Raw genomic sequence first — 14,377 nt, 5'->3', positions numbered from 1 at the left:
TTTCTTTGATATTGCATTAATTCTGCCCGTTTAGCACCATCAGCTCACGATTAGCAAACACCGGCTCGTATTTGTTGCATAAGTATTTCGCAATATGGTTTAGCGTTGGAAGGTCGAAAAGCTCAACAGGCTCTAGCTCAAGCCCATATTCTCTGTTCATCGTGTCTGTTAATTCGGATACATAGATAGGCTCGAACCCATACTCATTGAGCTCCGCCTCTAGATCAATTTCGTCCTTATCAACCTGAAGAATACCACAAGCCAGTTTTATGACAACTGTCTGCACCTTCTTAAGCAATGGATCAGTTTCCGCGGTTTCTTGGGTAGTAGACTCGGTTGATTTGCAGAAGGCGCGGTTTTCCTTTGTATACGAGAATGTACGATTCTTTAGTGTTTGTATAGTCGATTGAATACTGTCTGGATAAATTTCAATCCATTCATTCTGGGTGGTCCCTATTAAAGCTACTGGCCTCAATGTTTTGATTACAAGCGTTTGGTTAAAACCTCCAGTAAGCAATGCCTCCAAAGCCTCCATCGCTTCTGCCGGCTCTATGGAGCCTATGCCCGCTTGCTCCATCCGTTTCTTATAAGAATCTGAAGCTACAATGCCAACGCTTCCCCAGTATCCCCAGTTCATAACCTTCACCTGGCAGGTCCACTCTCTAGCTAGCTGATGTGCAAATGCATCCTTAAAGGTGCATCCAGCCACATAATTGCTTTGTCCGGCTGGCTTTGAAAAAGAGTTCATCGAAGAGAAAAACAGAACAAAATCGAGTGCCTCTGCCCCAAAGACCTGTGCCATTCGTACACTCACGTCAACCTTTGCTGATAATCCCGCATGAAAACGCTCCTCTTCCATTCTCTCAAGACTTTGATCCAGTAATACGATCGCGGAATGAATGATCCCATGAATCTGGGTGAACCGTTCTTTTATCTCCTTATATGCTCGTTCCAAAGCGTCCCGATTCTTAGCGTCTGCCGCGATGTAGTACGGCTCAGGCCCCAGACTAGCTAGTCTATCTATTTTCTCCTGAAGCGATGCATCCTTTTCTCTGCGTCCAATCCAAATGATTTGCGCCTGATAGGTTCGGACCATGTATTCACTCCAAACCTCTCCGATACCGCCTGTACCGCCAATCACTACATAAATACCACCATGTCGGTATTTCGTTTCCTCCTGTTTCGTATGATGTACAGGAATTAGCTGTTGGCGATACCATTCCTCATTGCGATATACCCAAGCATTCCCCTCCACATCCACAGGAAGGGTAAGCATATCCGCAAGCGGCCAATCACTGCCTCTTTCCATATCCAGCAGACGGATGTGCCAGTTCGGATATTCCTTTGCCATCGAACCAATTAATCCATGCAGACTCGCATGGGTTGGATTGATAGAATCGTGGGAATGAATCGGCTGGGCCTGCTCCGTAATCACACTCCAGCTCAGCTTTTTGGTGCCATAGCCGAGTTGCAGCAGGGCTTTGATCGTTTTAAAGGCGTGCAGTACTCCTGCGTTCTGCTCCTCGATTAAATTATCGTCCTGTAGGGAATCCGATGACGCATTGGATGCAATCCACACTACATGGTTAATGGGCTCATACAACTTTAATGTTTCTGCGATTTGCTCGATGCTATCTTTAATTAGAAGCGTTGTAATTTGTACCTTTGGATCGTACTGTTGAAGCTGTTTGTGATTTTCCTGCGTTCCTCCCACCACGACAATCTGATCTGTCGCGGAAAAACCGCCTTGTCCTCTCTCCAACGCAACAGCATCCCATACTGGAACCAGTGTGGTAAGCCCGATATGTGGCTCTTCTCTGATCTCAGAAGAAGCCTTCTCTTCCTCCTGATGACCGGACAAGAACTCACCCTCCAGCACTCGGGAAGAAAAACCCTGCATTCGGACGCAAACCACACCTTGTTCATCGCATAGATCAATATCCAGTTTTTGTACCTTATTCCCCGCTTGACCTCTATTGCTATATCGCACAAACGCCCACATCTCAGGCGTGCATGCTTTTAGTATTTCAAGCTTATTTAATGCAAATGGCAAAGAAGGCTTCACATTCTGATTGTTTGCAAGGTCGAGCAAGCTCTCTTCTACTGCCAAAAAGCATATAGACACCTGCAAAGCAGCGTCCATCAAACTAGGATGCAACACAAAGCAATTCTGAGTCGTGGAGATAACGGCTGGTAAGGATAACTTAGCTAGAGCCTGTTCTTCCCCTATAAAGATGCTTTCGATAGCTTGGTGTGCCGGGCCATATTGAAGCTGCATCTGTGTAAGATACTCATAGCACATTTGTGAAGGAAGCATGCCTTCTGTACACTGCATCTGAATCGCTTCTAAATCTACCATCTGGCGTTCATCAGCCTGAATAAACTGAATGTCCCCATAACTATGAACAACGGACGCAGAATGAGCGCCCTCCGGTTGGGTATAGATGTTATATCCAAATTTTCCATCATTTTCGGTAGTAAGGGCAACATGTACTGAAACGTCCTTATCCGCTACCACCACAGGACGTGTCCAAACCACATTTCTCATGGTTATTCTTATCTTTTCGTCTAGCTCCCTTCCTGCTGATCGTTCCACCGCCTCCCGAGCCATTTCAAGATAGGCCACACCGGGTAGAACACGCTGATGCTTCACCACATGGTCCGTTAAGAAAAACTCTTCCCCTGTAAACACCGAGCTGAATCGCTGTTCGAAAAAATCAGATGTATTTTTATGCAACAGCGGGTGAAGCATGTCCATGTTCTGATGATTTGTTGTTTCCCTCGCATGTAGCTCAGGAATCCAATATCGTTCCTCAGCAAAAGGGTATGTAGGAAGCTGTACATGAACAGTCTCGGCAGAAAAGAGGCATCCCCATTCCAAATCATAGCCGTTCACATACAATTCAGCTAAACCCAATAATTTTTCAACATACTCTTCTTGTTTTACTACATCACTCCCCAGTTCTTTCATTATATTTTTACTTACCTCTGCAAAAAGGACTTGTGTGAATTTTGTGTTCCTAGAAACAGCCTCTTTGAAGTAATGTTTTGTATTACCATTTCTCAATACTTCCGTAATACGCTCAATAAGCTGTTGTTTATTTTCTACCACAAAAGCTGCTCTGATTCGAAAATGCTCTCGGTTCCTCAATAAAGTGGAACTGATATCATCAAGGTGACATTCTTTTCCTTTTGAGTCCAGCCAAGCAGAAAGTTGCTCCATTTTGCGTACGAGTGCTTCATCTGTTTTTGCTGAAAAGCAAATTAAGTAGCATGGGCGTTGCTTTTTGGACTTGGCATATTCAAAAACCTTGTCAGGGGCTTCTTCAATGAGTACATGAGCATTTGTTCCACCAAATCCAAAGGAACTGACTCCCGCACGTCTGGGAAGGGGCTCATGGTTTTCCCCAGTGAGCGGCTTCCACTCCTGCAATCGATCAACCATATAAAACGGACTATCCTTTAGCGTAATTCGATGATTTAGCTTATTGAAGTTTTGTAGCCCTGGTAATTGCTTGTGTTTCATTGCCATCAAGACTTTAATCACGCCTGCAACTCCCGCGGCTGATTCAGCATGTCCAATATTGGATTTTGCTGATCCTATTCCACAAAAGTTGTTGGGAAGTTTCCGATCTCTTTTCTTAGCCATGGCTGTAAATGCCTTGAGAAGCCCCTGAAATTCCAATGGATCGCCTTTGGGGGTCCCTGTGCCATGAGCTTCGATATAAGTAACTTCCTCAGGTTCAATATCCGCTTTTGTATAAGCATCAATAATGACTTCTGCCTGAGCTTCAGGATTCGGATAGGTTAAAGTATGTGTCTTTCCTGTATGGTTCATTGCGCTGCCCTTGATAATCCCGTAGATTAAATCTTTATCTTCAATTGCTTGCTTCAACGGTTTGAGCAGTAGAACACCTGCCGCCTCACTGCGCACATACCCGTCGGCTGCTTCATCAAATGACTTACATGAGCCGGTGGGAGACAGCATTCCAGTTCTCGCAAAAGAGATATGACGTGTTGGTGTTAATAATAGACTGATCCCACCTGCTAGTGCCATGCTGCATTCACCTGAATGTAGCGATTGGGCTGCAAGATGAATGGCGTTTAATGAACTTGAGCAGGAACCATCCAAAGCTATGCTTGGACCTTTTAAATTAAAGCAATGGGAAATCCGATTAGCAACCACTGCTGCTGCTGTGCCTGTAGAATAATAGGTTTCAATGGTGCGAGAATTTTTTTCTTGTAATTCTTTATAGTCAAAATTAAAAACACCCATGTACACGCCAACTTTATTGCCGGATACTTTTGAAGGACAAATCCCTGCATCTTCCAGGCAAGACCAAGATAGCTCCAGCATAATTCGTTGCTGTGGGTCCATTGTCTCGGCTTCTGTAGCTGAGATGCCAAAAAAACTAGGGTCAAAGGCGTCAACATCGTCAATAAAGCCGCCCCACTTGCTGTCGGTTTTATTATCCTCGTTTCTCGGATCTCCCCAGAAGGCTCTCCAATCCCAACGGTCTTTGGGGATTTCCTGGATGCTGGATTTTCCTTGCTTTAGATTTTCCCAGTATTCCTCGTAATTCCTAGCTCCGGGCAACCTACAGGCTATACCGATGACGGCTACATCCAGACTGTTTGCACTTGAATTTTTTTCAAAATTTCGCAATTCATTTCCCGACATTAGCTTCACCTTCTTCCGTTAGGAATCCGTTCAATTACTAGATGACTAAAAATTCAGTCATTTCATTAACTTTGCTCAGCAATTAACCTATGAATGACACGATGCGTTTTTTTAGTAATTCGGTGGTTTCCTTCATCAAAAATTCCCCGATTTCATCAACATGCCTGTTTTTCCAATTCTCTAAAGCAGTTCCTTGTACCCACTGATTAAATGCACCTAAAGCAGGGCCACAATGAATCTGATAATCAACCTTATACTCGGGGCTTCCGCTAATCGCTAAACGATTCGAGAAGGCAAAGTACCATTTAAATATGGCAGCCATTTTATTTTTTGGATTGCGTTCGATTTTTTCGAGTTCCTGTGGTGTTTTATAAGCGATGATTTCTTTGTATACTTCTTCAAAGCTTTTTTTCAGGTATTTTTCTTGAATTCTTTTTTTCGTGGTCTCGTCGATTTCATCTAAGGAATTATACTGCCGGTAAAGATCATATAGCTTATTTGCTCTGGATGGGAAAAATAGTCCCTTCTTGAGTACCTGCACCTTTGCCCCTATTTCAAACATATCGCCTGCCGGTGCGTAATCCATATCTTGCACATTTGCCTGCTGAAGCAGATCCTTAGCCGCATCGCTTGTCCCAGCTTCAACCGTACACTGATTAATAGAGCCTGTAACAATAAAATCAGCCCCCAGCATAAATGCAGCCACTGCCGCTTCCGGGGTTCCTATGCCACCCGCGGCACCAACTCTGATTGTTTTGGGATACCCATGCTGTTTCATCATCTCATCTCGTAGCTTGATCATAGCCGGCATTAAGGCATATGCACTTCCCTGATCAGTGTGTCCGCCTGAATCCGCCTCCACACACAAATCATCCGCCATAGGTATCTTTCGTAAACATTCTGCTTCCTCAGCAGTGATTTTTCGTTCGTGAAGCAATTTTTCGATGATTCTCTCTGGTGCAGGACGTAAAAAAGCTGCCGCAACCTCTGGACGCGACACCTTGGCAATCACTTTGTTTTGAATTGTAATCGTTTTGTCTATACCAAGGCTTAATCCCTTTGCACGGTACCGAACTAATGAGGGAGTCATGGACATGAATGAGGAGGCTTCTATCACAGTAACTCCATATTTCAAGTAAAGATCAATTGTTTTCTCTTCTAAATCTGGTTTATCTGGGTGATGCAAAAAATTCATCCCATAAGGCTGATTATCCTTTAATTCCCTCTGAATGTATTGAATAGCTTTTTCAATGTCATCCAGGCTTACACCACCACTGCCGAAAAATCCAAGCATTCCAGATTTTCCAACCTTGACCACCAACTCTTTAGACGAAATTCCCTTATACATGGCCCCAACAACATAGGCGTATTTCAAACCATAGTCGCGCTTAAATGCCTGATTTCCAATCGAAGTCGCTGTCAGCTCTCTCGTGGTGCTTATCGGTTGATTCTCTGCTTGCAGCACTGGCTCAATTGAAGTGACACCTGTCTGGGCATCATCTGCGTTATTTACTTGTTCCTCTTGCTCATCAATTACAAGCGGCGTGGCATCTCGACGAATCGTATTCAACAGTTTTTTCAGAACATCTTTAGGCCCTATTTCCTCGAATTCCATCTCACCTTTTCCCATCAAATATCGGATGGTCTCCGTCCACTTCACCGAGCTCGTTATCTGTTTCATTACATTTTGTTTGATATCACATTGTTTATAAGGACGGGCGGTTACATTGGAAATGACAGGAATGCTCAAGGCTCCAAATGAAAATTGCTCTAAAAAATGTCCGAATTCCTGTTTTGCTTGCTCCATATAGCGGGAGTGAAATGCCCCACTCACATTCAAAATAATATACATGACGGCTCCGGCCGCTTCAAAGACTGGTTGAGCCTGTACGATTTCTTCCTTTCTTCCCGACAGAACAATTTGAGAAGGCGAATTATAATTAGCAATATCAATTGATGTAAGCCCGTTTTGTTGCAGAACCGCATTGATTTGCTCTTCACGTAAGCCCATGACGGCAGCCATACCTCCACCAGTAGCTTTGGCCATGAGCTCGCCTCGTTTTTTTACTATTCTCAATCCCGTTTCGAAATCAAAGGCTCCCGCCGCAAATAGAGCATTGTATTCCCCTAAGCTGTGGCCAGCCACGAAATCCGGCTTCTGTCCAGTCTCTTTTACTCTTTTCAGATAGCTTAACGTATTGACAGTGTATAAAGCAGGTTGTGTATAATCGGTACTTCCTAACTGCTTGTTAGGATCTTCCAGACATAACTCCTTAATGGAATAACCGAGAATATCATCTGCTTTTGAAGTTATCTCAGCAAATTCGTCAAACAGCGCCTCTCCCATGCCTTTATGCTGAGAGCCTTGTCCTGGAAACAAAAAGGTTGTCATCTTTTTTTTCTTCCTTCCCTTTGAAAGCATGTTTTTTTCCTTACCAGCACATTGCAAACGCTCGATTACCTCTAGTTGCACCCCGTATGATGACAAAATGCTGTAACATTCCGATTGAGAATCAGAACGGATAATCCTTTTGGCAAAATTGCTCAAGACCCCAGAAGGGCTAATATCCAAATAGATATAATCGCTTTCTTGCTCCATAGCCTGCAAAGCTTCGAAAAAACAGATCGGTTGTCGTACAACATTCCAAAAATAATCGCTGTCTACTTCACTTATCACCCTTCCTTTTACCCCTGAAACAAAGGAAATAGTAGGCTGCTTTTGTCTTTGTGTAAAGAGAAAGGCTTTGTAATCCAGCTCAGCAGGATCAATCAGTGACGAATGAAACGCAAAAGAGACCGGGAGTTGCTGGGAAATGATATTTTGCTCCCTTAAAAATCTCTCAGCCGCTTGTATCTGAACCATACCCCCAGATATAACAAAATGGGAATGATAATTCACTCCCACAAGCTCTGTTTCGTTCTTTAGAATACTATTTTCATAAACGGCCGGCTCTGCTAAAACAGCTAGCATACCTCCAGGAACGCAAGTAGATTCAAACACCTCTGCCTGTTTAAGTACGGCCGTAAGAGCTTGCTCTGCGTCTAAAATCCCAGCAACAGCGGCGGCGGCAAATTCTCCAAGACTGCTCCCAAGTACATAGGCCGGACGAATACCACTTTCGATCAAGGTCTTGGCCAATGCATATTCCAGCATAAAAATGGCCGGATGTGTATGTTTCGTCTGATTAAACCTATCTCCTTTGGCTTTTGTTGGATCGTATAAAATCTCAAGTACGGACTGCCCTGTAATGGAAGATGAGATCCGATCTAGCTGTAGCATCCATCTTCTGAATCTCGGATTCTGGTCAAATAATTCTTTTCCCATTTGAAAATACTGTGAGCCTTGTCCTGAAAACATAAACACAATCGGTTTTTCCATCCACGCTCCTCCTTTCTCATACAACCAGTACCCTTATTTAAAATCAAATAAATTTTTCTGATTTTTACGCATCCGAAACTTGATGAATTGTTCTTTATTTTCGATTTGGAAATAAATATTGTTTTTCAAAAGATAGCCCAAGGGATATCCTGGCTCTTTCCCATATGAGTGCCCCGGATATACGCGAACATTTGGATCGACCCTATTTCGAATTTTTTGTACGCTTTCATACATTTGATCTGGACATCCTCCCGGCGTATCGCAAATTCCACAGCCTTCCACGAAGATGGTATCCCCTGTTAACAATGCAGCAGATAAGAGAAAACAGGAACCTCCTGCCGTATGTCCCGGTGTTAGAAGACAAATGATTTTTGTCTCTCCCAGCATAATCTCATCTTCATCAACAAAGGAATGCAAATGAGGAGAATGATACTGATAATAGTCGATTTCTATGGAAGACATGTATACCTTTGGCTGATACCGATTCACTAACGGTTCTACCAAATGAACGTGATCGTAATGTGAATGAGTAAGCAGTATCATCGTTATCTCTGCACCGAGGTCAGCAAGCATGGTTGTAATACGTTCCAAATCCCATGCAGGGTCCACAATTGCTGCCTTCCCCGTAGCTTGATCCATGATGATATAACTGTAGTTGAAACCAACTTTGAGTTTGTATAAACGATACGTATCATTCATATGATCCGCATATCTCCTTTCAAAGTTGTTTATCTAAAAACAAAAAAGAGGAATTACTCCCCTCTTACATTTTTTATGTATGTAAATTGCGCTGATTGCGGTTACATTTTGCATGCTATGTAAGCTTGCAGACATACCTTCTCCATATCGTCTACAAATATGTACACTACTTATCATTTCATGTATGTACCCTAGTTTCCCCTAACGTGCCGAAACAACGATTAGTTTCCACTAGAGAATGAATAGTCGTTACAGTGAAAATGCTTTGCCTATATGATCAAGAAAAAATTCTTAATTTTATAATTAGTGGTATTATACAAATAATACTGTGGAATGTCGATAATTGTCAATTTGTTATTTTATACAATAGAATTGAATAACATTTTATGGTTATTAATTAACAAAAGTTTGAAAAAATTATGGTTGATTTACTTTTCAACTAGCCTATAATTATATTCAACATAAATAAAAATCTTTACATAGCACCCAGACATTTTGACTACTGAAAGATGTACGTAAAAAAACTTTTTGAAAGGAATAATTACTTTGAAATGGTATGCTCTTTACGTAAGATCAGGCGGCGAAGAAATAGTTAAAGATCATTTGAACTATTATTTTGATGAACAAACTTTGTATGCTCTCATACCTAAGAGAAAAGTTCCTGAGAAAAAGAACGGAGCCATTTTTCACAATATTAAAATTTTATTCCCTGGCTATGTCTTAATTAAAACGGATATGACTTCAAGTATTTTTTACAAAATCAAAGAAATACCTAACCTATACAAATTTGTTAATATAGGTCCCATATATTCAAAATTAACAAGTAGCAATCATGCTAAGAAGGATACTTCAATCACGAATTTTTCAGCTATTGATGATGAAGAAATGTCCCCGCTCTTACGATTATTAGGCAATACAGACATCATTACGTATTCAAAAATTCACTTAGAAAATTCAGAGGTCTATGTCAATTCTGGTCCCTTGAAAGGAATGGAAGGACAGATTAAAAAAGTAGATCGACACAAAAAACGCGCTAAAGTACTCATAAAATTTATGGGTTCAGAGAAATTGGTCGATCTTGGTGTTGAAATACTTTCCAGCTTAAAAAATCTAAATATTAGCAACTAAAGAACTATTGTTCACTTTTTTGCCATTATCAGATGATTACTTCCACTTATCTGCCTATCACTGTAGTCATCCCGTAAAAGTTCTACCCATCAAGCATCTTCGGATTGTAAGCTCCTTGGCTTAGTTACAATCTCAATAGCATTTATAGATTTTCGTAAGAAAGCTTCAGTCTGTTCGTAAATAGATTTAGAATTATTAAAGTTCCAAACATAAATCTGCTTTATTCGTATTCTTTCATTAACAATTACAACGTTCTATTTTTTGTAGAAAAGAGCTACCGAATCTATCGGTAGCTCACATTTTAATACCATTTAGCAGGTTTGTTCAAAGCTACGTGCCAAATTGGCCATTTCAATAGCGGAAGTGGCCGCTTCACATCCTTTATTTCCGGCCTTTGTCCCAGCACGTTCAATAGCTTGTTCAATATTATCAGTCGTCAGGACACCAAAAATAATAGGTACTCCACTGCTCATAGAAAGAGCTGCTACTCCTTTTGCACATTCATTGCAAACATAATCAAAATGAGGAGTCGATCCGCGAATCACTGCTCCTAATGTAATAATCGCGTCAAAACGCGCTGTTTCGGCCATTTTTTTCGCCATAAGTGGAATCTCAAAGGCCCCCGGAACCCATGCCATTTCAATTTGGGCTTCTTCCACACCATGCCGTTTTAATGTATCTAAAGCCCCACTTACTAGTTTACTGACAATTAATTCGTTAAAACGACCAGCAACAACTCCTATACGCAATCCTGAACCGACGAGCTTGCCTTCCCAGATTTTCATATTCATCCTCATTTCTTCATTATAATATAGTTAGCATATGTCCTAGTTTCTGTTGCTTGGTATGCAGGTAATGGTAATTATGCTGATGACTTTTCATTTGAAGCGGTACTCGTTCCGTTACTTTTAGACCATATCCATTGAGTGCCACGATTTTTCTAGGATTATTGGTTAAAAGACGCAATTTCTTAGCCCCCAGATCACGCAAGATTTGTGCACCAATTCCATATTCACGTAAATCAGCGGGGAAGCCTAGCCGTTCATTGGCTTCAACAGTGTCTAAGCCTTCTTCCTGTAGTTGATAAGCTTTTAATTTGTTTATTAAGCCAATTCCGCGCCCTTCCTGTCTCATATATAGCAGAATTCCGGTTCCTACCTCGTCGATTTGTTGCAGGGCAGCATGCAATTGTGGTCCGCAATCGCAACGAAGAGAACCAAATATATCGCCTGTTAAGCATTCAGAATGCACACGCACTAAGACAGGTTGATCAGGGCGAATATCTCCCTTAACAAGAGCTACATGTTCCTTTCCATCCAACGTATTCGAGTAGGCAAAAATGCAAAAATCTCCGTATTCTGTAGGCAGAATGGTCTTTGCCTCCCTCTTCACCAGCGATTCGCTTTGCATACGATAATGAATCAGTTGTTCGATCGAAACAATTTTTACATCTAAACGCTTCGCTATTTCTAATAGAGCAGGTAAACGTGCCATGCTTCCATCCTCTTGCATGATTTCGCAAATTACCCCAGCAGGATACCCACCAGCAAGCCTTGCCAGATCTACCGCCGCTTCTGTATGTCCTGCCCGCTTTAATACTCCGCCCTCCTTGGCAACCAATGGAAAAATATGTCCAGGGCGCCGGAAACGATCAGCTTCTGCTTGCGGGTCAAGCATTGCCATGATCGTTTGTGAACGCTCATGCGCTGATATCCCTGTATGCGTATCCCTTTCATCTATGGACACTGTAAAAGCTGTTCCATGATGATCTGTATTATTTTCCACCATCTGTCTTAGCTGTAGCTCACGAGCTCTTTTATCCTCAATCGAAACGCAAACCAGCCCTCTTCCATGGGTAACCATGAAATTAATCATCTCAGGTGTTGCCTTCTCCGCCATGCACAGAAAATCTCCTTCATTTTCCCGATTCTCGTCATCGACCACAATAATGGGCTTTCCCTGACGCAATTCCTCTAGCGCCTCTTCTATCGTGTGAAGCATGTAGATTCCCTCCTAGCCATTGGTATTAGACAAACCCATTGTCACGTAAAAAGCTTTCTGTTACAGAATGTTGCTTGTTGCAAGCAGAATGCAAAGAATGGAGTAAGCTTCCTTGAGAAGCTAGTAGCCGTTCCACATATTTACCAATCACATCATTTTCAAGATTTACGCAGTCCCCCACCTGTTTCTTTCCGAGCGTAGTAACTGCTGCGGTATGAGGAATGACCGAGACGGAAAAGGAGTTGGCTTTGATGGCAACCACTGTTAAGCTTATTCCATCTACTGTAATAGAGCCTTGGGGAATGAGATAACGCTGGATATCTGCTCCCGCTTCTATTTCGAATAGTATGGCATTTTCATTTTGCCTTTTCGCTAAAATTCTCCCTTTCCCATCAATATGCCCTGATACCAGATGGCCACCTAATCTGTCGCCAATAGACATCGCCCGCTCCAAATTTACTAGCTCACCATTCCGGAGCTCACCCAGATTCGTTCTCTTCAGCGTCTCTGGCATAACATCAACTACAAAGCCGTTAGCGGTCAACTCGGTAACCGTTAAACAAACTCCATTTACTGCAATGGAATCACCTATTTTACTTCCCTCTACAACCAGCCTGGCGTTAATATGCAGGCTGCCAGCCTTTTGACTGGCTAAAAATCCAGTGATCGTACCTACTTCCTCAATAATCCCCGTGAACATGTATCGTCCTCACTCCTTATGAATTGCCATTATCCGTCCAAAGTGGGTAACCCGTTATCTTTACTTCATGTTCACTCACCTTCTCTACTGCTACATCTCTGAGTTGAATCGCATCTTTCATCAAAGGAATACCGTTTCCTCCGTAGGCGACTGGAGATTCCACTCCACCCACAAGTGTAAAAGCGACATAGGCTATTACCTTTTGAATCGCTTGTGCCTCTAAAAACGCCCCGCTTATCTTGCTGCCACCTTCTACAAGTACCGATACAATTTCTGCCGCTCCCAAGGTTTGGAGGACAAATGGTATCGTTACTTGATCCTCTTGTTGCACCGTGATTCGAATTCCTTTTGCACGCAGGAAATCTACTTTTTGTTGAGAAGCTCTTCTTGTGGTAAAAATCCAAACTGGCGATGTAGTATCTTTGAGAATCGTAGCTGTCTTTGGAATACGAAGGGTTTGATCAAGAACGACTCGTATCGGCTGTCTTCCCTTTTCATACAACCGGGCTGTCAGTAAGGGATCATCTTTTATCACCGTGTTTATACCCACTAAAATTGCGTCAGACTTAGCCCGTTCCGCATGAACTTCCCTGCGTGCCAATTCACTCGTTATCCATTTGCTATCGCCGGTTGCTGTAGCCAGCTTCCCATCTAATGTACTGGCCGTCTTCAATGTAACAAACGGCCTTTTCGTATGAATATAATGAAAAAACGATTCATTGCATTCTCGGGCTTCCTTTTCGAATACACCGACCTGCACATCTATACCAGCATGTTTTAAAGCTGCTACACCTTTACCTGCCACCAGTGGATTAGGGTCTTCTATGGCAATGACAACCCGTGCCACTCCTGCATCTAGTAGCGCTTGAACGCAGGGTGGTGTTTTCCCATAATGACTGCATGGCTCCAAGGTTACGTATACAGTCGCCCCCGCTGCCTTTTCCCCAGCCATTCGTAAGGCATGAATTTCAGCGTGAGACTCACCAGCCCGCAGATGGGCTCCTAGACCAACAATGCTCCCATTTTTCACAATAACAGCACCCACTGTAGGATTAGGAGATGTCTGATGACTCGCCTCTTCTGCCAATTGAATTGCTATCTTCATAAAAGCTTGATCCAACAGCACTTGATTCTCACATTCGCTCCTTTTCCATTCTTGAAGCTCATTCATAAGCGTTCCTCCTTTCTGTGTTTTTTTGTTCTGTGTATCTTGCTTTTACTCTTGCAAACGCACCTTGGTTACTTTCATAACCTATTTTTTACAATAAAAAAATGCCCTTTTCAGTAAAAGGGCATAGAGAAATACAGCCTACCATCGGATTTTTCAAAAAACGGATACATAAAGTGTTACACCACCGCAAATAGATCATGCCTTGACTGACATATTTTGAATATATCTAAATAAACCGTCTTCTCATTTATGAAAAAACAGTCTGCGATGGCCACCACAATCTAAGTCATGTATCCTCATTGAAAAATGTGATAAGCCTTGTACCTTCTCCCATCCGGACTATACCGTCGGCCTTGGATTTTCACCAAGTCAGTCGCAAAAACGGTTTGCGAGTCGCGGGCTCAGACATAATCGTCATTACCGCCGGTCGGGAATTTCACCCTGCCCTGAAGGTGGTTATGCAATTGCCTGTAGTATAACACAAGTATCCATACATGGGAACGGCTACTTTTCTGACTTCTTGTCAAACGCTTTGTATTTTGTTGGATAATAAGCTACAGCTTGGTCTTCCTAGTAACGGGAAAAATTTTGTGTTTACACTAGAAACCTACGTCCTAC

8 protein-coding genes and 1 riboswitch are annotated in these 14,377 nt (G+C 42.4%); of the genes, 1 reads left to right on the top strand and 7 read right to left on the bottom strand.

What is annotated here, in order from left to right; all coding sequences use genetic code 11:
- Positions 1-16: 16 nt before the first annotated feature.
- The 3 genes from GOP56_RS03920 to GOP56_RS03910 all read right to left on the bottom strand — a co-directional run bounded on the left by GOP56_RS03920 (position 17) and on the right by GOP56_RS03910 (position 8,759).
- Positions 17-4,681: a type I polyketide synthase gene (locus GOP56_RS03920; protein ID WP_163244570.1), complete on the bottom strand. Its 4,665-nt coding sequence runs from the start codon at positions 4,679-4,681 to the stop codon at positions 17-19.
- An 82-nt stretch (positions 4,682-4,763) separates the two neighbouring features.
- Positions 4,764-8,060, bottom strand: a complete 3,297-nt coding sequence (gene fabD / locus GOP56_RS03915) for an ACP S-malonyltransferase (protein WP_163244569.1) — start codon at positions 8,058-8,060, stop codon at positions 4,764-4,766.
- 33 nt (positions 8,061-8,093) lie between these two features.
- Positions 8,094-8,759, bottom strand: coding sequence for an MBL fold metallo-hydrolase (locus GOP56_RS03910; RefSeq protein WP_163244568.1), 666 nt, complete (start codon positions 8,757-8,759; stop codon positions 8,094-8,096).
- Positions 8,760-9,305: 546 nt separating this feature from the next.
- On the opposite strand from GOP56_RS03910, the gene loaP reads away from it, so the two are divergent.
- Positions 9,306-9,887, top strand: coding sequence for an antiterminator LoaP (gene loaP / locus GOP56_RS03905; protein WP_163244567.1), 582 nt, complete (start codon positions 9,306-9,308; stop codon positions 9,885-9,887).
- A 311-nt stretch (positions 9,888-10,198) separates the two neighbouring features.
- On the opposite strand, the gene ribE is transcribed toward loaP, so the two are convergent.
- From ribE to ribD, 4 genes are read right to left on the bottom strand one after another with little or no spacing between them, the layout of a single operon-like run.
- A complete protein-coding gene (ribE, locus tag GOP56_RS03900) occupies positions 10,199-10,672 on the bottom strand; it encodes a 6,7-dimethyl-8-ribityllumazine synthase (protein ID WP_163244566.1) in 474 nt (157 codons plus the stop codon).
- A 19-nt stretch (positions 10,673-10,691) separates the two neighbouring features.
- Complete coding sequence (locus GOP56_RS03895) at positions 10,692-11,888, bottom strand: bifunctional 3,4-dihydroxy-2-butanone-4-phosphate synthase/GTP cyclohydrolase II (RefSeq protein WP_163244565.1); 1,197 nt, start codon at positions 11,886-11,888, stop codon at positions 10,692-10,694.
- Positions 11,889-11,913: 25 nt separating this feature from the next.
- Positions 11,914-12,588: a riboflavin synthase gene (locus GOP56_RS03890; protein ID WP_163244564.1), complete on the bottom strand. Its 675-nt coding sequence runs from the start codon at positions 12,586-12,588 to the stop codon at positions 11,914-11,916.
- Between the two features lie 16 nt (positions 12,589-12,604).
- Positions 12,605-13,759, bottom strand: a complete 1,155-nt coding sequence (gene ribD, locus GOP56_RS03885) for a bifunctional diaminohydroxyphosphoribosylaminopyrimidine deaminase/5-amino-6-(5-phosphoribosylamino)uracil reductase RibD (RefSeq protein WP_174250655.1) — start codon at positions 13,757-13,759, stop codon at positions 12,605-12,607.
- Between the two features lie 318 nt (positions 13,760-14,077).
- Positions 14,078-14,217: riboswitch (FMN riboswitch) on the bottom strand.
- Positions 14,218-14,377 lie beyond the last annotated feature (160 nt).

This window comes from Brevibacillus sp. 7WMA2 (genome assembly GCF_010748895.1).
In the GTDB taxonomy this organism is placed as follows: Bacteria; Bacillota; Bacilli; order Brevibacillales; family Brevibacillaceae; genus Brevibacillus_B; species Brevibacillus_B halotolerans.
The sequence above is the reverse complement of the archived record's forward strand: the minus strand, read 5'-3'. Positions and strand labels throughout refer to the sequence as shown.